Source organism: Hylemonella sp. GW821-FHT10B10 (genome assembly GCF_059415585.1).
Genome location: NZ_JBWKNN010000001.1, coordinates 91,578 through 114,918 on the forward strand (window position 1 = coordinate 91,578; position 23,341 = coordinate 114,918).

General features: G+C 65.7%; 22 protein-coding genes and 1 riboswitch. Of the genes, 15 read left to right on the plus strand and 7 right to left on the minus strand.

The window, feature by feature from the left end; genetic code table 11:
- The first annotated feature begins 48 nt into the window (after nucleotides 1-48).
- Complete coding sequence (locus AC07NT_RS00425; protein ID WP_498598398.1) at nucleotides 49-930, plus strand: DUF4399 domain-containing protein; 882 nt, start codon at nucleotides 49-51, stop codon at nucleotides 928-930.
- Here the strand turns inward: AC07NT_RS00425 and AC07NT_RS00430 are convergent.
- Nucleotides 906-2,708: a diguanylate cyclase domain-containing protein gene (locus AC07NT_RS00430; protein ID WP_498598397.1), complete on the minus strand. Its 1,803-nt coding sequence runs from the start codon at nucleotides 2,706-2,708 to the stop codon at nucleotides 906-908. The genes AC07NT_RS00425 and AC07NT_RS00430 overlap by 25 nt on opposite strands.
- A gap of 206 nt (nucleotides 2,709-2,914) precedes the next feature.
- Complete coding sequence (locus AC07NT_RS00435; protein ID WP_498598396.1) at nucleotides 2,915-3,706, minus strand: HAD-IIB family hydrolase; 792 nt, start codon at nucleotides 3,704-3,706, stop codon at nucleotides 2,915-2,917.
- A 46-nt stretch (nucleotides 3,707-3,752) separates the two neighbouring features.
- Between AC07NT_RS00435 and AC07NT_RS00440 the strand changes: the two genes are divergently transcribed.
- Nucleotides 3,753-4,646: an alpha/beta hydrolase gene (locus AC07NT_RS00440; protein WP_498598395.1), complete on the plus strand. Its 894-nt coding sequence runs from the start codon at nucleotides 3,753-3,755 to the stop codon at nucleotides 4,644-4,646.
- Nucleotides 4,647-4,681: 35 nt separating this feature from the next.
- Nucleotides 4,682-5,485 (plus strand): alpha/beta fold hydrolase, encoded by an 804-nt coding sequence (locus AC07NT_RS00445; protein WP_498598394.1) that lies wholly within the window; start codon nucleotides 4,682-4,684, stop codon nucleotides 5,483-5,485.
- Here AC07NT_RS00445 and AC07NT_RS00450 read toward each other — a convergent pair.
- Entirely contained in the window at nucleotides 5,482-7,113 is a 1,632-nt protein-coding gene (locus AC07NT_RS00450; RefSeq protein ID WP_498598393.1) for a peptide chain release factor 3, read from the minus strand. The two genes, AC07NT_RS00445 and AC07NT_RS00450, sit on opposite strands and share 4 nt — an antisense overlap.
- Nucleotides 7,114-7,292: 179 nt before the next feature.
- On the opposite strand from AC07NT_RS00450, the gene AC07NT_RS00455 reads away from it, so the two are divergent.
- The 4 genes from AC07NT_RS00455 to metF all read left to right on the plus strand — a co-directional run bounded on the left by AC07NT_RS00455 (nucleotide 7,293) and on the right by metF (nucleotide 11,581).
- A complete protein-coding gene (locus AC07NT_RS00455) occupies nucleotides 7,293-8,327 on the plus strand; it encodes an NAD(P)H-dependent flavin oxidoreductase (protein WP_498598392.1) in 1,035 nt (344 codons plus the stop codon).
- Between the two features lie 43 nt (nucleotides 8,328-8,370).
- Nucleotides 8,371-8,475: riboswitch (S-adenosyl-L-homocysteine riboswitch) on the plus strand.
- Nucleotides 8,476-8,548: 73 nt separating this feature from the next.
- Nucleotides 8,549-9,976, plus strand: coding sequence for an adenosylhomocysteinase (gene ahcY, locus AC07NT_RS00460; RefSeq protein WP_498598391.1), 1,428 nt, complete (start codon nucleotides 8,549-8,551; stop codon nucleotides 9,974-9,976).
- Nucleotides 9,976-10,731, plus strand: a complete 756-nt coding sequence (locus tag AC07NT_RS00465; protein WP_498598390.1) for a TlyA family RNA methyltransferase — start codon at nucleotides 9,976-9,978, stop codon at nucleotides 10,729-10,731. The genes ahcY and AC07NT_RS00465 overlap by 1 nt, the downstream gene beginning before the upstream one ends.
- Before the next feature lie 13 nt (nucleotides 10,732-10,744).
- The gene (metF, locus tag AC07NT_RS00470) at nucleotides 10,745-11,581 is read left to right on the plus strand and encodes a methylenetetrahydrofolate reductase [NAD(P)H] (RefSeq protein WP_498598389.1); all 837 of its coding nucleotides are present in this window, start codon (nucleotides 10,745-10,747) and stop codon (nucleotides 11,579-11,581) included.
- A 6-nt stretch (nucleotides 11,582-11,587) separates the two neighbouring features.
- Here the strand turns inward: metF and AC07NT_RS00475 are convergent, their stop codons facing one another.
- Both AC07NT_RS00475 and AC07NT_RS00480 read right to left on the minus strand, forming a co-directional pair.
- Nucleotides 11,588-12,484, minus strand: coding sequence for a DMT family transporter (locus AC07NT_RS00475; protein ID WP_498598388.1), 897 nt, complete (start codon nucleotides 12,482-12,484; stop codon nucleotides 11,588-11,590).
- 10 nt (nucleotides 12,485-12,494) lie between these two features.
- Nucleotides 12,495-13,388 carry a 23S rRNA (adenine(2030)-N(6))-methyltransferase RlmJ gene (locus tag AC07NT_RS00480; RefSeq protein WP_498598387.1) on the minus strand — a complete coding sequence of 298 codons (894 nt, stop codon included), beginning with the start codon at nucleotides 13,386-13,388 and terminating at the stop codon, nucleotides 12,495-12,497.
- A gap of 69 nt (nucleotides 13,389-13,457) precedes the next feature.
- Here AC07NT_RS00480 and AC07NT_RS00485 point away from each other — a divergent pair, with 69 nt between their 5' ends.
- The 7 genes from AC07NT_RS00485 to erpA all read left to right on the plus strand — a co-directional run bounded on the left by AC07NT_RS00485 (nucleotide 13,458) and on the right by erpA (nucleotide 19,452).
- Nucleotides 13,458-15,158 carry a serine/threonine protein kinase gene (locus AC07NT_RS00485; RefSeq protein ID WP_498598386.1) on the plus strand — a complete coding sequence of 567 codons (1,701 nt, stop codon included), beginning with the start codon at nucleotides 13,458-13,460 and terminating at the stop codon, nucleotides 15,156-15,158.
- A gap of 126 nt (nucleotides 15,159-15,284) precedes the next feature.
- A complete protein-coding gene (locus AC07NT_RS00490; protein WP_498598385.1) occupies nucleotides 15,285-16,778 on the plus strand; it encodes a serine/threonine protein kinase in 1,494 nt (497 codons plus the stop codon).
- A gap of 154 nt (nucleotides 16,779-16,932) precedes the next feature.
- Complete coding sequence (gene rplM / locus AC07NT_RS00495; RefSeq protein ID WP_460489493.1) at nucleotides 16,933-17,364, plus strand: 50S ribosomal protein L13; 432 nt, start codon at nucleotides 16,933-16,935, stop codon at nucleotides 17,362-17,364.
- Between the two features lie 11 nt (nucleotides 17,365-17,375).
- A complete protein-coding gene (rpsI, locus tag AC07NT_RS00500; RefSeq protein ID WP_498598384.1) occupies nucleotides 17,376-17,768 on the plus strand; it encodes a 30S ribosomal protein S9 in 393 nt (130 codons plus the stop codon).
- Between the two features lie 104 nt (nucleotides 17,769-17,872).
- Nucleotides 17,873-18,601, plus strand: a complete 729-nt coding sequence (locus tag AC07NT_RS00505) for a DUF6776 family protein (protein WP_498598383.1) — start codon at nucleotides 17,873-17,875, stop codon at nucleotides 18,599-18,601.
- A 24-nt stretch (nucleotides 18,602-18,625) separates the two neighbouring features.
- On the plus strand, nucleotides 18,626-19,021 hold the full coding sequence (locus tag AC07NT_RS00510; protein WP_498598382.1) for a bactofilin family protein: 396 nt from the start codon (nucleotides 18,626-18,628) through the stop codon (nucleotides 19,019-19,021).
- A gap of 65 nt (nucleotides 19,022-19,086) precedes the next feature.
- Nucleotides 19,087-19,452, plus strand: coding sequence for an iron-sulfur cluster insertion protein ErpA (gene erpA, locus AC07NT_RS00515; protein WP_057674712.1), 366 nt, complete (start codon nucleotides 19,087-19,089; stop codon nucleotides 19,450-19,452).
- Between the two features lie 14 nt (nucleotides 19,453-19,466).
- Here erpA and AC07NT_RS00520 read toward each other — a convergent pair whose 3' ends face one another.
- Together AC07NT_RS00520 and AC07NT_RS00525 are read right to left on the minus strand one after the other, a co-directional pair.
- Nucleotides 19,467-20,576, minus strand: coding sequence for an anhydro-N-acetylmuramic acid kinase (locus AC07NT_RS00520; protein WP_498598520.1), 1,110 nt, complete (start codon nucleotides 20,574-20,576; stop codon nucleotides 19,467-19,469).
- A 7-nt stretch (nucleotides 20,577-20,583) separates the two neighbouring features.
- Nucleotides 20,584-21,978: a peptidoglycan DD-metalloendopeptidase family protein gene (locus tag AC07NT_RS00525; protein WP_498598381.1), complete on the minus strand. Its 1,395-nt coding sequence runs from the start codon at nucleotides 21,976-21,978 to the stop codon at nucleotides 20,584-20,586.
- 119 nt (nucleotides 21,979-22,097) lie between these two features.
- Between AC07NT_RS00525 and tyrS the strand changes: the two genes are divergently transcribed.
- Entirely contained in the window at nucleotides 22,098-23,339 is a 1,242-nt protein-coding gene (gene tyrS, locus AC07NT_RS00530) for a tyrosine--tRNA ligase (protein ID WP_498598380.1), read from the plus strand.
- Nucleotides 23,340-23,341: the final 2 nt, after the last annotated feature.

The following is a 23,341-nucleotide window of genomic DNA, read 5'->3' on the forward strand; positions in this document are numbered from 1 at the left end:
ATTTCTTCCTGATAGGCTCGGAGCGCCTTTCCTTCGAAGAAGCCCCGCATGAAAATCCACCAGATCCTGCCCTTGCATTTGGTTGCGGTCCTCGCAGCCTTGCTGTTCACGAGCTCGGTCCTCGCCCAGGGGCAGGCCTCCGGCGCGGATGCTCCCGAGCTGGTGCCGCATCCCTGGGTGACACTGCCCACCGCGCGCACGGCCGAGTCCTATTTCACCAACCTCAAGGACGGGGATGTGAAGGAGTCGCCGCTGGTGGTGCGCTTCGGCCTGTCCATGCGCGGCATCGTGCCGGCTGGCAAGACGGCAGGGCGTGCCGGGCACCATCACCTGCTGGTCAACCAGCCCCTGCCGCTGGACTTCAACCAGCCGCTGCCTTTCACCGAGAAATACATCCACTTCGGCAAGGGGCAGATGGAGGCGGTGCTGAATCTGCCGCCTGGCAAGTACGAGCTGCGCATGCTGCTGGCCGACCAGGGGCATATTCCCTTCTTCGTCTACAGCAAGCCCGTGCACCTGACCATCAGCAAGCAGAACAAGGATGTGACACCGGCCAGCCTGCAGGGGCCGGCGCGCATCGAGATCATGAGTCCCGCGAACAGCGAGACGGTGCGTCCGCCCTTCCGCGTCCAGTTCCATGCCAGCGGCTACAACGTATCGCACATCGGGGGCAAGGTGCCCGACACCGGCCATTTCCGGCTCAGCCTTGAGCGCGTCGGCCGCAAGCCCGAGGTGATGAATTTCACGGCCGGTCAAACCGAGGTCTGGTTGAATCCGCCCCCCGACGACTACACACTGCGCCTGGAGTTGGTCAGCACGACGGTGCCCGGCAGTGTGATGGCACGCGCCGAAGCGGTAAGCATGAAGGTCGTGCCCCACACCGAGCGGGACAGGCCGGGCGTTGCTCAGGCCGGATCGCCGGGTCGGTAGAACTCGTACCGTCCGCGCCCGCCACGCTTGGCCAGATACATGGCCTGATCGGCATGGCTCATCAGGGTCTGCGGATCCTGGCCGTGCTCGGGGAACACCGCCAGCCCCATGCTGGCAGCCACGTTGACGACCGGGGACTCCGGCCCCTCTCCCAGGCGGTAGGGTTGGGTCACGCTGTCCAGGATCTTCTGCACCAGCGGGGCCAGGTCTTCGCTGTGTTCGACATCGGCGAACAGCAGCACGAACTCGTCACCCGCCAGACGGCACACCGTGTCCGAGGCGCGCAGTGCGGTCAGCAGGCGACGCGACACACGTTTGAGCAGCTGATCACCGGCGGCGTGGCCGTGGCTGTCGTTGACCTGTTTGAAATGGTCCAGGTCCAGAAAACCGACGGCAAAGTGCGTGCCATGCCGTGCGTGCTGCACGCAGCTGCGCTCCAGCCGGTCCTGCAGCAGCACACGGTTGGGCAGGCCGGTCAGGGGATCGTGTGCGGCGTAGTAGCTCAGTTCCTGCAGCCGCTTTTTTTCGGTCACGTCCTGCATCACGGCCAGGCTGTACAGGGGTTGCTGGTCCGGGTCGTAGATCCAGATGGCCGAGAGCAGCATGTCCAGGGCCCGGCCATCGCGCGTCAGCACCTGGAGTTCGATGTTGTCGCAACGCCCTTCGCGCAGGGCACGTGGCACCACGGTATCCCGCACGTGGCGCGCCGAGGCCGGTGTCAGGAAGTCCAGGGCTGAACGGCCCAGGACCTCATGCTCTTCATAACCCAGGGTCTGGAGCCACAGGCTGCTGGCGTTGAGGATTTTTCCTTCCGGGGTGCTCGAATGCATCATGGCTGGCGTGCGCGTGTACAGAGCACGGAAACGTTGTTCGTTGCGGAGCAGCTGGCGCATGGCCTGGGTCTGGCCGTCGATCGAACTCGACAGCAGCAGGCCGGGCAGCAGGCTGGCAATGACGGAGAGCTGGTACAGGCCCGCATCCCACCAGGCGATTGCGGGCGGAGGCTCCAACAGGCCGGTGGCGTGCAGCAGCTCCAGCAGGACGGCATTGAGCAGGGTGGCCAGCGTGGTGACCGTGAAGCTGGTTTGCGCCGCCACCAGCACCAGGCCGATGCTCATCACCACGAAAGGCCGCGGCAGGGTGGTCATGGCCAGCAAAGTGATGGCTGCGCTGAGTGCCAGGTAGCTGAGCGTGCGCGGCCGGTTCAGCGTTCGGCGCAGGGAGGCCGTCCCGTGCAGCCAGATGGCCAGGGCCAGCGGGAGCACGGCAACGCTGCCAATCAGGCTGCTGGCGAACCATTGCGCCCAGGCTTCGGCAAAAGGGCGGGCCGGCGCGATCAGGGCAGCCTCGGCCAGGGCCGTGCAGAAGGTCGGGATGAGCGCGCCCAGCACCAGTGCACGGCCAAAACGGCCGGGCTGACGCAGCGTGTCGGCATTCACGCCCAGGCGGCGCAGCAGGGCGGCGGCCAGCAGCATTTCAGCGGCGTTGCCGGGAACGAAGGCGGCGGCCTGCAGGCAGGTCTGCTGGGTTTCGCCCTGGGGCATGCCCAGCGCGGCCAGCAGATTGGCCAGGCCCAGGGCCAGCAACATGGGCAGCCAGCGTTGCAGCGGCAGCGCCAGCAGGGCGACGGTGCCGATGGCATTGGCAAACCAGGGGACGGTCACCCGCCCCGGCTGGGCCGACAACCAGATCGAGAGCAGGCAGGCCAGCCCGTAGAACACCGCGGCAAGCAGGGCCTGGCGCCCTGTCAGCTGTGTGGTGGCGGGGCCGATGCTCATGGGCGATGTCGGCAGCGCCGGCCCCCGTCCACCGACAGTGCGCAGGCAAGACGATGACACCGTCCATCCGGGCCTGGACAGAAGCTCAAGGCGACTGGCATCGTCGTTCGACCTCCCTGGTCGCGGGGGAGGAAACAGGACGCCTCCCCTTCCCGCAGTTCAGTATACGTAGAGACGCGGTTCGGCGGCAAGCGGGAGGTGCCGGCTCAAGGGCTCCGGGGCCTAACGTCCAGCAGGGCCCGAGCGACTTCGGCAAAACCACCGCCCCGCTCCAGGCGGCTGATGTAGCGTGGCTTGTGGCTGAGCTGCGCTTCGAAGCGCCGGATATTGGCCACCCCCACGCTGTGGGGGAAGTGCTGGAACATCAGCTGATCGTTGGTGGAGTCGCCTACGTAAACCCAGCGATCGATTTCTTCATCAAGCTTGCGGCCCAGCAGCTCACGCACGATCCAGCGCGCACCGGCCAGCTTGTCGTGGCTGCCGATCCAGCCATTGATGTGGATGCTGCTCACCGTGGCGTTCAGGCCCTCGGCGCGCATCAGGGCCACGGCCTGGTCTATGCCTTCCTGCGGCAGATGCATGAACTCGCTGTGGTCGATGGCGATATCGGTCTCGCGCCCCGGGCTGTCCTGTGCCAACGTGGCACCCGGCACCTCGTGCAGCACGCGCCGCGCGACCTGCTGCAGGCGTGTGTAGTTGCTTGCACGGGTGGTGGCGTCCTGCTGGTAGATCTTGCGCGTTCCTCCATCCACCAGGGCCACGGCGCCGTTCTCGGCCACGATGGCATCCACGGCCCAGCTCCGGGCAAAGTGCACGCTCCAGCCCACGGGGCGGCCCGTGATGGGGATAACGTGCAGGCCGGCCGCGCGCAAATCGTTCAAGGCCTGCAGCGCGTCGGGTGTGATGGCGCCCTCGGTGGTCAACGTGTCGTCGATGTCGGTGAGCACGCCGTGGATCGTGCGGCGTTGTTCGGCGGGCCAGTGGGCAAGTGGGAGCATGGGCGGGATGACGGAGAATCGCAGCAACTTTAACTGAGACGCCTGTATGAAAGAGAATGAGTTGCCCGTGCAGGGCACGCAGCACTGGGTGCTGCAGGATGATGTGCGCCTCTTCGTCTGGGAGAAATACCAGGGCGGCCCGCAAGGCAAGCCTGTGCTGGTGCTGGCCCACGGCTCGGCCACAGCCGGCCGCGAGACCTTCGACCTCAAGGTGCCGGGCCATCCCGAGTACAGCCTCATGGACTTCCTGGCACGCCAGGGCTTCGATGTCTTTGCGCCGGACATGCGCGGCTTCGGCAGCTCTACCAGGCCCGAGGACCACATCACGACCGAGCAGGCCGCGGCCGACCTCAACGCCGTGGTGGACTTCATCCGCAAACTGCGCGGTGTGCAGCAGGTGCAGCTGCTGGCCTGGTCCTGGGGCACGCAGTATGGCGGCCAGTTCGTCATGGCGCACCCGGACAAGGTGACGCGCTACGCAGCCTATGCCCAGATGCATGCCCGTAGCCCGGACCTGGAGGCGCGCCGCGCGCGCCTGGCGACCTTTCAGCGCGCACCCTATATCCGCATTTCCGAGCCCGGCTGGAAGCTGCGCTTCAACTCCATGACGCCCGAATCGGTCAACGACCCGGTCGTGATGGACGCCTTCGCGCGCACTGCTGCGCTCGTGGAGACCAAATCGCCGACCGGTCCGCAGGTGGATCTGCTCACGCGCCAGCCGCTGATCGACCCGACGCGCATGGTCGTGCCGGTGATGATGATCCATGGGCAATATGACGACGTGGCCGACCTGGAGGGCCTGCTGCCCTTCTTTTCGGCGCTGCCGAATCCCGACAAACGGTATGTGGTGATTCCGGAAGGTGGGCATATGCTGCATCTGCAGAAGGGCCACGCGCGCTTCCAGCACGCGGTGGCGGCCTGGTTCTCGGCCCCGGCTTGAAGGGGCAGCGCTTCTTCACAGACAAGGAGACGGCCATGCAGCAACGCAGACAGTGGGTAGCGGGTGGTCTGGCGCTGGCGCTGATGTCACTGCTGCCGGTCCAGGCGCAGGAGTCCGGACGTATCGGCGTGGTGCTCTTGCATGGCAAGGGCGGTCGTCCCGAGGGACTGGTGGCCGAGCTCGCGGCCAGTCTGCAGGCGCGCGGCCTGCGTCTGCGCAATCTCGAGATGCCCTGGTCGGGCCGGCGCAATTACGACGTGGGCCCCGATGGCGCCGAGGCCGAGGTGGCGCGGGCGCTGGAGGAACTGCGACGCGAAGGTGCCGCGCGGCTATTCCTGGTGGGTCATAGCCAGGGCGGCCTGTTTGCCCTGCACCTGGGGGCCAGGCTGCCGCTGGCCGGCGTGGTGGCCGTGGCGCCGGGTGGCAATGTGGCGGGACAGGTCTACGAGCAGTACATCGGGCGCGACCGCGCCCGTGCGCGCGAACTCGTGGCCGCAGGCCGGGGTAGCGAGGTGGGGGACTTTGCGGATTACGAGGGCGGCAAGAGCACGACCGAGGTCCGTACCCGCGCCGAGATCTACTGGGCGTGGTTCAACCCGCAGGGGGTGATGCACCAGGAGCGCGCCCTGCGTGCCTTGCCGCCGCAACTGCCTGTGCTCTACATCGCGCCCACTGCAGACTTTCCGGCCTTGCGGCGCGCCAACCCCAGCCTGTACGCGCTGCTCCCGAGCCAGCCGCTGACGCGTTATCTGCAGCCCACGGCCGGCCACACGAATGCGCCGACCGTGGCGCGTGATGCGATTGCGGACTGGCTGATCGAAGTCGCTACCGCGCGTTAGCCTGCGCTTTGCAGCGCCAGGCCCGCGTGTTCACGCAGCGGGTGGAAATGGATCTTGGGAAAGCGTTCCTGCGCCAGCCGCACGTCGTAGGGTGAGGTGCACAAGTAGGCCAGGGTGTCGGCCGCGTCACGCGCCATGCGCGTGGGATAGGCATCGACAAAAGCCTTGAGCTCGGCCGGTGTGTCGGCCGTGATCCAGCGTGCGCCCGTGTACTGGCAGCCTTCCAGGCGCACGTCGGCGTCGTACTCGCCCTTGAGGCGGTGCTGCACCACTTCGAACTGCAGCTGGCCCACAGCGCCCAGCAGCATATTGCCCCCCATCTCGGGGCGGAAGACCTGGATGGCACCTTCCTCACCGAGCTGGGCCAGACCCTGTTGCAGCTGTTTGGTGCGCAGCGGGTTCTTGAGCACCACGGTCATGAAGAGCTCGGGCGCGAAGAAGGGCAGGCCGGTGTACTGCAGGGCGATGGAGCCGTCGGTGATGGTGTCGCCCAGCTGCACGCCGCCGTGGGTGGTAAAGCCCACGATGTCGCCGGCGTAGGCTTCTTCCACCGCTTCGCGGCGCTGGCTCATGAAGGTCACCACGCTGGTGGGGCGCAGCTCCTTGGCCGAGCGCTGCACCTTGAGTTTCATACCTGGCGAGTACTTGCCCGAGCAGACGCGCACGAAGGCGATGCGGTCACGGTGGTTGGCATCCATATTGGCTTGCACTTTGAAGACCACTCCGGAGAAGGCGTTGTCATCGGGCTGCACTTCCTTGACGACCGTTTGTTTGTTGACCACCAGTGAGCTGGTGCGCGGGCCGGGCGACGGCGCCAGGTCCACCAGTGCGTCCAGCACCTCCATGACACCGAAGTTGTTCACGCCGGAGCCGAAGAACACGGGGGTTTGCTTGCCAGCCAGAAAGGCCTCGCGGTCGAAGGCGGGCGAGGCGCCGGTGGCCAGTTCCATGCTTTCTTCGGCGGCCTCGAACTCGGAGCCGAAGCGTTTGAGAAGGTTATCGCGGTCGCTCAGGGGCACGGTGTCGAAGTCCTGCGGGCGGCGTTCGCTACCCGACTCGAACACCGTCATGGCCAGGGTGCGCAGGTTGATGATGCCGCCGAAGCTCTTGCCCTGGCCGACCGGCCAGGTCATGGGCACACAGGGCATGCCGAGTTCGCGCTCCACCTCGTCCAGGATGTCCAGCGGGTCGCGTACCTCGCGGTCCATCTTGTTGACGAAGGTGATGATGGGGGTGTCGCGCTGGCGGCAGACCTCGATCAGGCGGCGGGTCTGCGCCTCCACGCCGTTGGCCGCGTCGATCACCATCAGGGCCGAGTCGACCGCCGTCAGCACACGGTAGGTGTCTTCCGAGAAGTCCTTGTGGCCGGGGGTGTCGAGCAGGTTGATCACGTGCTCGCGGTACTGCATCTGCATCACCGAGCTGGCCACCGAGATGCCGCGCTGTTTCTCGATCTCCATCCAGTCGGAGGTTGCATGGCGGGAGGCCTTGCGCGCCTTGACCGAGCCGGCGATCTGGATCGCACCCGAGAACAGCAGCAGCTTTTCGGTCAACGTGGTCTTGCCCGCATCGGGGTGCGAGATGATGGCAAAAGTACGGCGGCGCCGGGTTTCGGGGGCGTAGGACACAGCGGTTCCAGAAGAGGGGGCGGCCGCAAGGGCAGGCCGCGGGATCGGGGGTGGCACCGACCCGATCCGCGTACAGCGGGGCAGGCAGCGCCGAAGGCCGCAATTTTACCCGGCCGATTCGTTACAGTGCTCACGGGGTCGCCGATGGAGCCATCCCTTGCCGCAAGAAGGAGATTCGCATGACGTTGCAGGACTTGCTGGGTATCGAACTGCCCCTGATCCAGGCCCCTATGGCGGGCGTGCAGGACAGCGCCCTGGCCATTGCCGTTTCCAACGCCGGGGGGCTGGGTTCCCTGCCCTGCGCCATGCTGGCGCCGGAGCCACTGCGTGCCGAGCTCGAAAAAATCCGGGCGCAAACCACCCGACCCTACAACCTCAATTTTTTCTGTCACCGCCCGCCGGTACCGGATGCGAAGCGCGAGGCGGACTGGCGCCAGGCCCTGGCTCCTTATTACGCCGAATTCAGCATCGACCCGGCCACGGTTCCAGCCGGCCCCGGCCGCCTGCCTTTTGACGCGGCGGCGGCCGATCTGCTGGCCGAGTTCAAGCCGCCGGTCGTGAGCTTCCATTTCGGCCTACCCGACGAGGCTCTGCTGGCGCGGGTGCGCAGCTGGGGTGCGAAGATCCTGTCCTCGGCCACGACGGTGGACGAAGCGCGCTGGCTGGAGGCGCACGGGGTGGACATCATCATTGCGCAGGGGCTGGAGGCCGGCGGGCACCGCGGCATCTTCCTGTCCGATGACCTCAGCACCCAGGTCGGTACCTTTGCGCTGCTGCCGCAGATCGTGCGCGCCGTGAAAGTCCCAGTGATTGCCGCTGGGGGCATCGCCGATGCGGCGGGTGTGCGGGCCGCCTTGTCCCTGGGTGCCGTGGCGGCACAGGTGGGCACGGCTTACCTGCTGTGCCCCGAGGCCAAAACCAGCCTGGTGCACCGTGCCGCCTTGCAAAGCGAGGCCGCGCGGCACACGGCCCTGACCAATCTCTATACGGGCCGCCCGGCACGCGGCATCTTGACCCGCCTGATGCGGGAGCAGGGGCCCTTGAACCCGAGAGCGCCTGCTTTCCCTCTGGCCACGTCCGCCGTTGCGCCGTTGCGTGCAAAAGCCGAGGCGGCCGGCAGCGGGGATTTTTCACCCCTGTGGGCTGGGCAAAACACCAGTGGCTGCCGGGCCGTGCCGGCCGCGCAGCTGACGCAGGAACTGGCCGGCCGTTGATCGGAAAGCCTGCGCAAAGGCGGCAAGCTTCGTATAATCACGCCTTTCCGAGGAGCGTTGCGGCTCGTCCCGCCTGTTTCACCAGGCCGACGGGTTAGGCTCGGATCCCAGGGCTCAAGGCCCTGCTTTCCAACTGCGCTCACCCACCGGTTTGCTGTGAGGTGAGTCTGCACACTCTCTGCATCCGGTGGTATTCAACGAGCTTTGAATTGGAGTCCACCATGAGTGCTGTTCTCAAACCTACCCACGATTACGCCGTGCGCGACCTGTCCCTTGCCGCCTGGGGCCGCAAGGAAATCAAGATCGCCGAAACCGAGATGCCCGGTCTGATGGCCATCCGTGAAGAGTTCACCAAGAGCCAGCCGCTCAAGGGTGCACGCATCACCGGCAGCATCCACATGACCATCCAGACCGCCGTGCTGGTGGAAACGCTGCAAGCCCTGGGCGCCAGCGTGCGTTGGGCCTCGTGCAACATCTTCTCCACGCAGGACCATGCCGCCGCCGCGCTGGTCGAGCAGGGCACACCGGTGTTCGCGCACAAGGGCGAGACCCTGACCGAGTACTGGGACTTCACCCACCGCATCTTCGACTTCGGCCCCAAGGGCAGCGCCGGCGAAGGCCCGAACATGATCCTGGACGACGGCGGTGACGCCACGCTGCTGATGATCCTGGGCCAAAAGGCCGAGAAGGACCCGTCTGTCATCAGCAAGCCCACCAGCGAAGAAGAGACTTGCCTGTTTGCCGCCATCAAGGCCAAGCTGGCCGTGGACCCGACCTGGTACACCCGCAAGGCCAGCCAGATCATCGGCGTGACCGAAGAGACCACGACCGGCGTGCACCGCCTGAAGGAAATGGCTGCCAAGGGCACGCTGCCTTTCCGTGCCATCAACGTGAACGACTCGGTGACCAAGAGCAAGTTCGACAACCTCTACGGCTGCCGCGAATCGCTGGTGGACGGCATCAAGCGCGCGACCGACGTGATGATCGCCGGCAAGGTGGCCGTGGTCGCCGGCTACGGTGACGTGGGCAAGGGCTCGGCCCAGGCCCTGCGCGCCCTGTCTGCCCAAGTGTGGGTGACCGAGATCGACCCCATCAACGCCCTGCAGGCCGCGATGGAAGGCTACAAGGTCGTCACCATGGAGTACGCCGCCGACAAGGCCGACATCTTCGTGACGACCACGGGCAACAAGTCCATCATCACGCACGACCACATGAAGGCCATGAAGGATCAGGCCATCGTCTGCAATATCGGCCACTTCGATAACGAGATCGACATCGCCTCGATCGAGAAGTACAAATGGGAAGAGATCAAGCCCCAGGTCGATCACGTGATCTTCCCGGACGGCAAGAAGATCATCATGCTGGCCAAGGGCCGCCTGGTGAACCTGGGTTGCGGCACCGGCCACCCGAGCTTCGTGATGTCGAGTTCCTTTGCGAACCAGACCATTGCGCAGATCGAGCTGTTCTCGCACCCGGACAGCTACGACATCGGCAAGGTCTACGTGCTGCCCAAGCACCTGGACGAGAAGGTTGCACGCCTGCACCTGAAGAAGGTGGGTGCCATGCTGACCGAGTTGACCGACGAGCAGGCTGCCTATATCGGTGTGCCGAAGCAGGGCCCGTACAAGCCCGATACGTATCGTTATTGATGCGTGTTGACCAACTGCTGGTCCAGCGCCAACTCGCCAGCACCCGCTCCCAGGCCCAGCGCCTGATTGCGGGTGGGGTGGAGTGGCTGCAAGGTGAGGTGTGGAAGCGCGTCGCCAAGAACGGTGACGAGGTGCCGGACAGTGCGGAACTGCGCCTGCTGGACGATGCCGAAGCCCGTTATGTCTCGCGCGGTGGCCTCAAGTTGGAGGCCGCGCTCAAGCACATCGGCCTGTCGGTCCAGGGGCTGACTTGCCTCGATGTGGGTCAGTCCACCGGCGGTTTCACCGATTGCCTCCTGCAGGCGGGCGCGGAGCGCGTGGTGGGGCTGGACGTGGGGCAGGCGCAATTGCACCCGCAACTGCGCGACGACCCGCGCGTGCTCTGCATCGAGAAGCTCAATGCCCGTGATGTGCAGGCCGTGAGCGAGGCCCTGGAAGGTGAGGCGCTCGAAGGTGGTTTCGACCTGCTGGTGGGCGACCTGTCCTTCATCTCGCAGACCCTGGTGTTGCCGGCTGTGGTGCCCTGGCTCAAGGGGGGCGGGCATCTGCTGGTGCTGGTCAAGCCGCAGTTCGAGCTGCAGCCAGGCCAGGTGGGCAAGGGGGGCATCGTGCGTGACGCGTCGCTCTATGCTTTCGTTGAACAGCGCCTGCGCGATGCCTGCTCCGCTCTGGATCTGGCGGTGCAGGACTGGTTCGACTCGCCCATCGAAGGGGGAGACGGCAACCACGAATTTTTCATCCACGCGATCAAATGACGAAGAGGCCCCGATGAGCCCGCAACAACTGCCCCTGAGCATCGAATTTTTCCCACCCAAGACACCCGAGGGCGTGGAGAAGCTGCGCACCGTGCGCCAGCAGTTCAAGGCCTTGAAGCCCGAGTTCTGCTCGGTCACCTACGGCGCCGGCGGGTCCACGCAGGAAGGCACCTTTGCCGCGGTGCGCGAGATCCTGGCCGAAGGCATGGACGCCGCTTCGCACATCTCCTGCATCGGCGCCACCCAGGCCACGATGCGCGAGAACCTGGCCACGCTGAAAGTCATGGGTGTCAAGCGCCTGGTGGCGTTGCGCGGGGACTTACCCAGTGGGTATGGTGCCGGCGGCGAGTTCCAGTACGCCAGCGATCTGGTGGCGTTCATCCGCGCCGAAACAGGGGATCACTTTCACATCGAGGTGGCGGCCTATCCGGAAGTGCATCCCCAGGCCAAGTCGCCGGCGGCCGATCTGCAGGCCTTCGTGGCCAAGGCCCGGGCCGGCGCAGACTCGGCCATCACGCAATATTTCTACAACGCCGACGCCTATTTCCGCTTCGTCGAAGAGGTGGATGCGCTGGGCGTCACGTTGCCGGTGGTGCCCGGTATCATGCCCATCACCAGTTCCACGCAGCTGATGCGTTTCAGCGATGCGTGTGGTGCCGAGATCCCGCGCTGGATACGTCTGCGCCTGCAGGCCTATGGCGACGACACGGCATCGATCAAGGCCTTCGGCCTCGACGTGGTGAGCGAGCTGTGCGAGCAGCTGCGCGCGGGGGGTGCTCCGGCCTTGCATTTTTACAGCATGAACCAGAGCGCGGCCACGCTGGAAATCTGCAAACGCCTGGGGCTCTGAGCGGGCCTATCGGCTGCTGCGTGTCACCAGGTAGATGCCGGGCAGCACCAGGGCCATGCCCCAGAGGTGGAAGGCGCTGAGCCCTTCGCCCAGCACCAGCCAGGCCATGAGGGCGGTGTAGATGGGGCTCAGGTACAGCACCACGCTGACCCGTGCCGCGCCAAGTTCGCGCTGCATGTAGGAATGGGCCAGGTAGGCGCCAAAACCCGGAATCACCGCGGCGGTCAGCGCCAGCACGCAACCTTCGAGCGTGAGAGGCGGCCATGGGTGGGCGCTGATTTCCCACAGCGCAAAGGGCAGGTTGATCAGTGCCCCGGCCAGGCTGATGAGGGCCAGCCGTGCCCCCACCCCCAACGGGCTGTGCCATTTCTTGAGCAGCAGGGAGTACAGGGTCCAGGACAGCGTGGCTGCCAGGATCCAGCCGTCGCCGGGCACGAACTGCACCGCCGTCAGCCCATCCCATTGGCCCTTGAGCACCACATGCAGTACACCGGCCAGGGCCAGGGCCACACCCAGGGCCTGGCGCAGTCCGAAGCTTTCGCCCAGCCACAGGGCCGAGGCCAGCACGATCAGCACGGGAGATATCGCGTAGATGAGACCGATATTGGCTGCGCTGGTGGTGTGGCCGCCGATGTAGACCCAGGCGCCGCAGATCCACATACCGAGCGCGCCGAGCACCAGGTAGTGCGGACTGTCGGCCAGCACCTGGCGGCGATGCGTCCAGATCTCGGTGCGGGTGCCGATGGCGAACAAGCCGCAGGCCAGCAACCAGCGCAGCATGGCCAGCAGGTGGGGTTCGATCACGCCACCGGCCTTGCGGGCGATCAGCGCATTGACGGCCCAGAGCGCCGGGGTGATGAAGATCAGCGCCAGGGCGAGGCGATGGCGGGAGGCGGTTTCCATGCCCCGCCGCTCAGCCGCCGCTGTCCAGCGTGAAGCCGGCGTTGCGGTCCTGGCCCAGCCGCTTCACCAGCTGCGGCAGCGCCGGTTGCAGCAAGCCCTTGAGCGTGTGCGGCGGGTTGATCACGAACATGCCGCTGGCCGGCAGGCCGGGGCGCTTGGCTTCGCCCTGGGCGGCGGCTACGCTCAGCTTGCTCGACTTGACCGTCAGCGTGGCGTGCAGCCAGGGCTTGCCGACCTTGGTGGCCAGGGTCTTGAGCTTGCGTGGCAGGTCGTGCGCCTCAGGCCGCGGGATGATGGGGTACCACACGGCATAGGTGCCGGTGGCAAAGCGTTTGAGCGCTTCGGTCGCCATGGCCACCACGCGCGCATAGTCGTTCTTGATTTCGTAGCTGGGGTCACACAGCAGCAGGGCTCGGCGCGAGGGAGGGGGCAGGAATTTGTTGACGCAGCCGAAGCCGTCTTCGCGCAGCACGACCACCTGGCGCCCGGCATGCAGCTGCGCCACATTGGCGTCCAGGGTCTTGGCATCGGTGGGGTGCAGCTCGTAGAGCTTCAGCAGGTCGTTTTCCCGCAGCAGGCGTTGGATGATGAAGGGCGAACCGGGGTAGACGCGCCAGTTGTTCTTGCTGTTGAAACTGGCCACGAGTCCCAGATAATCCTGCAGGGCCGGGGCCAGGGGCTCTTCGCTGTCGGAGGCCAGCAGGCGCTGGAACCCTTCGGCGGCTTCGCCGCTGGTGTCGGCGAACTCGCTGTCGAGCCGGTACAGGCCCGCGCCTGCGTGGGTGTCGAGCACCGTGAGGGCGGCCTCTTTCTGCGTCAGGTGACGCAGCAGGGCAATGAGCACCGTGTGCTTGAGCACATCGGCATGGTTGCCCGCATGGAAGGCATGGCGGTAACTGAACATGGTAAGAGGATGTTAATGACGGGGCGGCCGTGTCCGGGACGCCTGCGTTCCATGCAAGAATCATCCGTTATGGCCCATATTGTCCCCGATCCCGTCCAGTCTGCGCCGCCCAAGCCGGCGCAGCCGGTGTCGCACGTGGATGCCCTGCCGCCGGGCACGCGCCTGGCCGAGTTCGAGATCCAGGGCCTGCTGGGCGTGGGCGGTTTCGGCCTGGTCTACCGTGCCTATGACACTTCGCTGTTGCGGGCTGTGGCCATCAAGGAGTACATGCCGGCGGCGCTGGCCGCGCGGCTGGATGGCACCACTGTGTCGGTGCGTTCCTCGGCCGACCAGGCGACCTACCGGTCCGGCCTGCAGTCCTTCATTGCGGAAGCGCGCCTGCTGGCGCAGTTCGACCATCCCTCCCTGGTCAAGGTCCACCGTTTCTGGGAAGCCAACAACACGGCCTACATGGTCATGCCCCTGTACAGCGGCATGACACTCAAGCAGGCGCGGGCCCAGATGGTCGCCCCGCCGCCAGAGGCCTGGCTGCGCAGCGTGCTCTGGTCCGTGCTGCAGGGCCTGCACGTGCTGCATCGGAGCAATACCCTGCACCGCGACGTTTCGCCTGACAACATCTTCCTGCAGGACATGGGGCCGCCGGTGCTGCTGGACCTGGGCGCGGCGCGGCGCGCCATCACCGACAAGTCGCACAAGTTCACTGCCGTTCTCAAGGTCAACTACGCGCCGATCGAGCAGTACGCGGAGGCCGAGGACCTGAAGCAAGGCCCCTGGACCGACCTCTACTCCCTGGCGGCTGTGGTCTACAGCTGCCTGCGCAACGATCCGCCACTGCCGGCCACGACCCGCGTGGTGCGCGATGCCCAGCCCTCGGTGCGTAGCGTGGTGGCGACGGTGAAGGAGCATTTTGGCCTCGCCTATTCGGACGAATTCGTGCGCACCATCCAGCAGGCCCTGGCCGTGCAGCCGGCGGACCGGCCGCAGACCCTGGCGGCTTTCGTGACCGGGATGAAGCTCAAGGCGTCACCCCGGCTGAGCAAATTCGACTGGCGCGCGGAGCTCGGAACCTCCTTGCGTTCCGAGGAAGAGGAATACAACTCCCGGCAGTTCTGGCATACCCAGCCGCAGACGGTGCTGGATCCGGCGTCGGCGTCCAAGCTGCCGAAGGACGAGCAACGCCGTCGTCGGATCGGGCGCTGGCTCAAGCCTGCCGGGCTGGGGGTGGGCCTGCTGGTGGGGGCCGCCTTGCTCTGGAACTGGCTGGCCGACGGGGAGGGGCTGTTGCGCGCACGACCTGCGATCGCCAGCCCAGAGCCGGCTGTAACGCCGGCACCGGCGACCGCGGAATCGGATACGCCGACAACTTCCGAGCCGGCTCGCGAAGCCGGGACGGCCGCTGTCGGAGCCAGTCCGGCACCGTCGCCCACCGCGCCTGCACCGGTGACGAGTCCGGCACCCAAACCTCCCGCTGCTCTGGGCACGGCCGCGCCCATGCCCAAGCCCCCCCGTGCGGTGGTCAAGGCCGCGCCCAGGGAGGATGAGCGTCCGCCGGTGGTCCGGCCCGCTGCCCCGGAAGCAGCCCCGAAGGCGGCCGTCGTATCCCAGGAACAGGTTCAGGCCCGGGAGAAGGCTTTGTGTGCGGACGCCAATTTCTTTACCCGTCCCATGTGCATCCACAACGAATGCAAGAAGGCTGAAAACACGCAGCTGCCGGTTTGCATCGAGGATCGGCAGCGTTATCCTGACGGCCGCAATTCCTCCCCTCCTTGAGCCGCCATTGTTTGTCTCCCGGCGCTCACGCTGTGCGTCGCGCCCTGCTGAGGGCCGACCGATCGCTCCCGACTTTGTCGTTGCGCCTCAATGGGGCGGTGGCTTTCCATGCAAAAATCGTCCGCTATGGCTGACATGACGCTGGATACCGACCCTCCGGATGTGCCGCAAGCGGCGCAGCCGGTGGTGCATCTGGACGCCTTGCCGCCCGGGACGCATCTGGCCGAGTTCGAGTTGCAGGACCTGCTGGGCGTAGGAGGCTTCGGCCTGGTCTACCGCGCCTACGACCATTCGCTGCACCGCACGGTGGCCATCAAGGAGTACATGCCGTCTTCGCTGGCGGCGCGCCCGAAGGGCCAGGCGCTGTCGGTGCGCTCCTCGGCCGATCAGGCCACTTACCTGTCCGGCCTCAAGTCCTTCATGGCCGAGGCGCGCCTGCTGGCGCAATTCGACCATCCCTCCCTGGTCAAGGTCTATCGCTTCTGGGAGGCCAACAACACGGCCTACATGGTCATGCCCCTGTACAGCGGCATGACACTCAAACAGGCCCGTGCCCAGATGGCTGCGCCGCCGCCCGAAGACTGGTTGCGCACCATGCTGTGGTCCATCCTGCAGGCTTTGCAGGTGCTGCACGACCACAACACGCTGCACCGCGATGTCTCGCCCGACAATATCTTCCTGCAAGACACAGGGCCACCCGTGTTGCTGGACTTGGGCGCGGCGCGGCGCGCCATCAGCGACCAGTCCCGCAAGCTCACCGCCATCCTCAAGGTCAACTACGCGCCGATCGAGCAGTACGCCGAGGCCGAGGATCTGCAACAAGGCCCCTGGACCGATCTCTACTCGCTGGGCTCCGTGGTCTACAGCTGCCTGCGCAACGATCCACCGCTGCCGGCCACGGCCCGCGTGGTCAGGGACAGCATGCCCAGCATGCGCAGCGTGGCCGAAACTGTGCGCGCGCATTTCGGGCAGGCCTACTCGGACGCCTTTGTCCAGGCGATCGGCCATGCGCTGGCAGTGCAACCGGCCGAGCGGTCGCAGAGCGTGCATGAATTCGTGCAGGAAATGGGCTTGTTGGCACCCGCGGGCCTGGGCAAGTTCGACTGGCGTTCCGCGCTGGGTACCGATCTTCTGCCGGTTCGCGAAGACGCCCCAGGCCCGGATGAAGCGACGCTGGCCCAAACCCAGGCCCAGAAGACCGTCGTGGCGGCGACGCCTCCTCAGCCCCCCCGACGTCGGCGGGCATGGGGCTGGGGCTTGACGGGGGTGGGGGCCGCCCTGCTGCTCGCCCTGGGGATCCATTGGGGCCGTATATTGGACGAAGCCCCCTTGGTTGCGGCGCCGGAGCCTGCGCCGCTCGTCATCGCCGCCCCGGCGCCACCGGTACAGGCGGCCGAACCCGCCTCGGCGGAGGCCCCGCCGGTGGCCAGCCCGGCTGTCCCGGTGCCCCGGGTTGTTGCGCGCCCGGCCAAGCCTGCGCTCAAGCCCCTGTGTGCGGATTCCGGGGTTTTTGGCCGGCCCATCTGCCTGTTCCGGGAATGCCTGAAGGCGGAGAACTACAACCGTCCGGTGTGCGTCGAGAGCCGCAAGCCGGCCAACGAGCCTACACCGGCGCCCTGAACTACCCAGGACGGGCCAAAACTCGTATAATGGCAGGCTTCGCAGCGCTTTTGCGGCCCCGCGGCGAAGGCTTTTTCCCCACCTAAGAGATTCCCAGCAGAGGAAAACCGACCGTGGAAAAGGGCTGCCCAAACCCTCTTTACAGAGAAAACTCATGACCAAAACGATCAGCGCAAAACCCGCTGACGTGAAGCACGAGTGGTTTGTGATTGACGCGACCGACAAGGTCCTCGGACGAGTAGCCAGCGAAGTTGCTCTCCGTTTGCGCGGCAAACACAAGGCCATTTACACGCCTCACGTCGATACCGGTGACTTCATCGTCATCATCAACGCAGCCAAGCTGCGTGTGACGGGTACCAAGGAACTCGACAAGGTGTACTACCGCCACTCCGGTTTCCCCGGCGGTATCTACGCTACCAACTTCCGCGACATGCAGGCCAAGCACCCTGGCCGCGCACTCGAGAAGGCCGTCAAGGGCATGCTGCCCAAGGGCCCGCTCGGCTACGCCATGATCAAGAAGCTCAAGGTGTACGGTGGTGCTGAGCACCCGCACACCGCCCAGCAACCCCAAGTGTTGGCAATCTAAGGAGCCTTGAGATGATTGGTGAATGGAACAATGGCACCGGCCGTCGCAAATCCAGCGTCGCCCGCGTGTTTCTGAAAAAAGGCACCGGCAAGATCACGGTCAATGGCAAGGATATCCAGCAATATTTCGGCCGCGAAACCTCGATCATGATTGCCAAGCAGCCGCTCATGCTGACCAACCACGCCGAAACCTTCGACGTGCAGGTCAATGTGCACGGCGGTGGTGAGTCCGGCCAGGCTGGCGCCACCCGTCACGGCATCACGCGCGCCCTGATCGACTACGACGCATCGCTCAAGCCCACGCTGTCGCAAGCCGGCTTCGTGACCCGCGATGCCCGCGAAGTTGAACGTAAGAAGGTCGGCCTGCACTCTGCACGCCGTCGCAAGCAGTTCAGCAAGCGTTAAGCCTGCCTGTTGTCCGCAAGGGCAACAATCTGTTGCAAAACCGAGGCCGCCAGAATGGAGATTCTGGCGGCCTCGGTCTTTGTGGCTGCTAGACTCGTTGGCTTATGCGATTGCGACTGTTCCTTCGCCGCCTGACGGTCAGCGCCCCGCGCATGTCGGTGCGCAGCGCCTTGCCCTGGCCTTTTCGCTGGATCGTCGCTGCCGTGGTGCTGGGGTTTTGTGCGGCCATCGGCCTTTGGGCCTTCGAGTTCGGCAAGGAGATTGCGGGCATCGATGATGGGCGTGTCGAGTACCTGGCCCGGCTGGAGCGCGATGTGGCCGACCTGCAGCGCGAGCTGGATGCCATGAAGGAGGAGCGCGACAAGGCGCTGGCCCTGGCCAACACCTCGACCACGATGATGACGGCCGAAAAAGCCGCCCAGGAGCGGCTCGGCACGCTCAACAAGCAGCTGGAGGTCGACAACCAGCGCCTGCGTGATGATCTTGGCTTCTTCGAGAAGCTCATCCCCACCGTGGGTACCGAAGCTCTGGCCATCCGCGGTCTGCAGGCCGAGGTGCAGGACGGGCGCCAGGTCAAGTGGCAGGTGCTGGTGATCCAGCCCCTGAAGAATGCACCGGAATTCTCGGGCCGGCTGGAGATCAGTTTTTCCGGCCTGCAGGCCGGCCGGCCCTGGGTGGCGACCTTGCCCGGCGGACCGCAAACGATTAAGCTGCGCCAGTACGCGCGCGCGGAAGGCGTGTTCGATCTGCCGCCCCAGACCCTGCTCAAGGGGGTCAGTGTCAAAGTCATGGACGGCGCCATGGTCAAGGCCGTGCAGTCGATCAAGTTGTAACTCAAGCCTGATGGGGAAATCCACATGTTCAGCCAGAAAAAACAGCCCGCCATACGCAGCCTGATCGCCGATGGCAATCGCATCGAGGGTCATATCCACTTCACCGATGGCCTGCGCGTCGACGGCACGGTGGTGGGTGACGTGCGCTCCAATGAAGACAAGAACAGCATCCTCGTGATTTCCGAAACCGCCTCGGTCACGGGCGAGGTGCACGCCGACCACGTCATCGTCAACGGTGCGGTCAAGGGGCCGGTATATGCCCGTCGCATGCTGGAACTGCAGCCGAAGGCGCGTATTGAAGGCGATGTCTATTACACGGCCCTGGAAATGCACCAGGGCGCCATCATTGCCGGCCTGCTGCGCCCTACGCCGGCCATGATGGAAGAAAAGCCCACACTGAAACTGGCGGCAAATAACTAAGCTCGGGAATTCCCGAGCGAGCTGGTGTACTATTAGCTCAGCTTATTTCCCCCTTGGAGTCTTCCATGAGCGCCGTTGCCGAATCCATCCAGACCGAAATGCCCGCCCCCATCCTGTTCACCGACAGTGCGGCTGCCAAGGTGGCCGACCTGATTGCTGAAGAGGGCAACCCCGACCTCAAGCTGCGCGTCTTCGTGCAGGGTGGTGGCTGCTCGGGCTTCCAGTATGGCTTCACCTTCGACGAGGTGGCCAACGAGGACGACACCACCATGACCAAGAACGGCGTGTCCCTGCTGATCGATGCCATGAGCTACCAGTACCTGCTGGGCGCCGAGATCGACTACAAGGAAGATTTGCAGGGCGCTCAGTTCGTGATCAAGAACCCGAACGCCAGCACCACCTGCGGCTGCGGTTCTTCCTTCTCCGTCTAAGCGCGCTTCCCGGCTCAGGCCGGGTAGATCGCACCCAGCACACGGGCGCCTCGGGCGCCCGTGACGCTTTGCAGGCTGCCCGTTTCCCGATGCAGGGTCTTGCGGGCCAGCCAGGCGAAAGCGGCGGCTTCCACCTGCAGCGGGGGCAGGCCCTGCTGCTCCGATGAAGTCACTTCCAGCGCGGGCAGGTGCGCCTGCAGGCTGCGCATGAGCTGGGTGTTGAGGGCCCCGCCGCCACAGACGATCAGGCGCTGGCTGCCGGCGGCATGGCGCAGGACATCAGCGGCGCAGACGCGCGCGGTCAGCTCGGTCAGGGTGGCCTGCACATCCTCGGTGGACAGGGCCTCGAAACCGGCCAGCTTGCCCCCCAGCCAGTCCGGGTTGAACAGATCGCGCCCGCTGCTCTTGGGTGCCGGCAGAGCGAAATAGGGCTCCTGCAGCAGCACTTTGAGCAGTCCGGCATGCACCTGTCCGCTGGCGGCCCAGCGCCCCCCTTCGTCAAAAGCCTGGCCTGTGTGTTGTCGGCACCAGGCGTCCATCAGCGCGTTGCCAGGCCCGCAGTCCCAGCCCAGGACCGCCTCATCGCGCAGCACCGAGAGATTGGCGATGCCGCCGATATTGAGCACGGCCACTGTCTGGCCCTTGCGGCCGAACAGGGCCTGGTGGAAAGCGGGGACCAAGGGGGCGCCCTGGCCGCCTGCGGCGACGTCGCGGCTGCGGAAATCGCCCACCACCGTGATGCCGCTCAGCTCGGCCAACAGGGCGGGACTGTTGAGCTGCAGGGTATAGCCAACGCCATCAAAAGCGCCCGGGCGGTGTCGCACGGTCTGTCCGTGTGCGCCGATCGCCGAGATGGCCGTGGCAGGCAGGTCTGCCCCCGCGAGCAGGTCCTTGACGACCTGGGCGTAGACACGGCTCAAGGCATTGGCGGCCAGGGCCGCGCGGTGCAGTTCATCGTTGCCCGTGCTGTTGAGCGCCAGCAATTCCGCGGCCAGCGCGGCCGGGAAAGGGCGATAGGCGTGGCGCTGGACGCGGGCCGAGGTCGCACTGCAGTCGGCCAGGACGCCATCCACGCCGTCCAGCGAGGTGCCGGACATGAGGCCGATATAGTACTCAGGCATCAGGGGCGCTTCAGCGTGCCGCCAGCAATTGGGCCGCGGCCAGCTGCTGGCGCGCCATGACCGCCAGGCGATTGAAAGCCGGGCGGGCGGCCTGGGAGACCGGGACGGACTCGCTGGTGCGCGCGATGGCCAGCGGGTTCTGGTGCCGGCCGTTGATGCGGAATTCGTAGTGCAGGTGCGGGCCCGTGGCCCAGCCGGTGGCGCCGGTGGCGCCGATGTTCTGTCCCTGCTCGACGCGCTGGCCCTTCTTCACGTTGATGCGGCTCAGGTGAGCGTAGACCGTGATGTGGTTGTTGCGGTGGCGGATGAAGATGGCGTTGCCGTAACCACCCTGCACGCCTGCGAATTCGACCACACCGTCGCCAACGCTGCGTACGGCCGTGCCGATCGGCGCAGCGTAGTCCACGCCCAGGTGGGCGGCCCATTTTTGCAGGATGGGATGGAAACGCATTTTGAAGCCGCTGGTCACGCGCGAGAAAGCCAGGGGCGAGGCCAGGTAGGCGCGCTTGAGGCTGTTGCCTTCGAGCGTGTAGTAGCCGCCACGGCCCTGGGTGGGGCGGCCTTCTTCGGCGGCCGTGTTCTGCACGGCGCTGGCCTCATGGAACCACATGGCCTGGTAGGCCTTGCCAGCGTTGACGAACTCGGCACTCAGCACGCGACCTGCGCGCAGCGGCTCGCCGTCGCCCTCGAGCACTTCGTAAACGACCGAGTAGCGGTCGCCCTTGCGCAATTCGCGGTGGAAATCGATGTCCCCCGAGAAGATCTCGGCGATCTGGATGGCCACGGCGTCGGGGATGCCGGCTTCATCGGCTGAGGCGAACAGCGAACTGTCGATGGTGGCGCTGGCGATCCGGATAGAGGCTGTGAGCGGCATCTTCTCAAGCCGGGACGTGTAGCCCTTGTCCGACTTCTCGATCACCAGACGCTGGTAGCTGCCATCATCGTCGGGGCTCCAGCGTGCGACAAGCTTGAGCAGGGTATTGCGCTCGCTGGCTTCGGCGCTGAGCTGGCGGCCCGTGCGGCCCAGCAGGTGACGGTGGGCAAGCGTGTCGCGGCGCAGGTAGTCGGCAGCCTGCGCGTCGTCGATGCCCAGGCGACGCAGCAGAGCCTCGGCGGTGTCGTTGGGGCGCGAGTAGTCCGAGCGGTAGAGACGGTAGCGATGGACTTCGAGCGCTGCGACCTGGTCCTGCACGGGCAGGGGACTGACGGTTTCACTGACCTCGTGCACGGGCAGCTGCGCCACGTCAGGTGCCAGCGTGATCACGGCGGCGGCCAAGGCATACGCACCACCGCCGAACAGGGCCAGGGACAGCAGTGCCGTGCCGAATCCGCGCGGGTGACGGCCGACCGCCTGACGCAGGGCGTTCAGGGTTGCGGGAAGAGCGGTGGGCAGCGTGATCTTCAAGAATAGGGGTCGAAGGTTCGGAAGCCAGGCCGGCAGGCCAGCCGCGCCACTTAAAATCGTGGCCTCAGGGCTAGACCCAAGTATATCGGCCCGTCTCCGGGCCACAGCGAAAAATCTTTATGAATCAAGCGTCTGTGTCGACTTTCCCCCTCACCGACCGGGTCCGCGAGGCGCTCGCCGTGACCCAGCGCGGCTGCGAGGAACTGATTCCCGAAGCCGACTGGGTGCAAAAGCTCGCCCGTTCTGAAGCCACCGGGACGCCGCTGCGGATCAAGCTGGGCCTGGACCCAACCGCGCCAGACATCCATATCGGCCACACCGTGGTGCTCAACAAGATGCGCCAGCTGCAGGACCTGGGGCACCAGGTGATTTTCCTGATCGGCGACTTCACCAGCCTGATCGGCGACCCATCGGGGCGCAACAGCACACGTCCGCCGCTTACACCCGAGCAGATCAAGGCCAATGCCGAGACCTACTACCGGCAGGCCAGCCTGGTGCTGGACCCGGCCAAGACCGAGATCCGCTACAACAGCGAATGGAGCCTGCCGCTGGGCTCCATGGGCATGATCCAGCTGGCTGCCAAGTACACGGTGGCGCGCATGATGGAGCGCAACGATTTCCACGACCGCTTCAAGGCCGGCACCCCGATCTCGGTGCACGAGTTCCTCTATCCGCTGATGCAGGGTTACGACTCGGTGGCGCTCAAGAGCGACCTGGAGCTCGGCGGTACCGACCAGAAGTTCAACCTGCTCATGGGGCGCCACCTGCAGGCCGAGTACGGCCAGGAGCCGCAGTGCATCCTGACCATGCCGCTGCTCGAAGGGCTGGACGGAGTGGACAAGATGTCCAAGTCCAAGAACAACTACATCGGCATTGCCGAGGACGCCAACACCATGTTCGCCAAGGTGCTGTCCATCAGCGACGAGCTGATGTGGCGCTGGTACACGCTGCTGAGTTTCCGCTCCATGGCCGAGATCGAGGCTATGAAGCAGGAAGTGGCTCAGGGTCGCAATCCCAAGGACGCCAAGGTGCTGCTGGCCAAGGAGATCACGGCGCGTTTCCATTCAGCCGCCGCAGCGGACGCGGCCGAACAGGATTTCATCAATCGCAGCAAGGGCGGCATTCCCGACGAGATCGAGGAACAGACCGTCACGCTGGACGGCGGCCCCATAGGCATTGCGGCCTTGCTCAAACAGGCCGGGCTGGCGGCTTCCAGCGGCGAGGGCAACCGCCTGATCGACGGCGGCGGCGTGCGCGTGGACTCGGTCGTGGTCAGCGACAAGGGCCTCAAGCTCGGCGTTGGCACTTACGTGCTTCAGGTCGGCAAGCGCAAGTTCAAGAAGCTCACCCTGAGCGCCTGAGA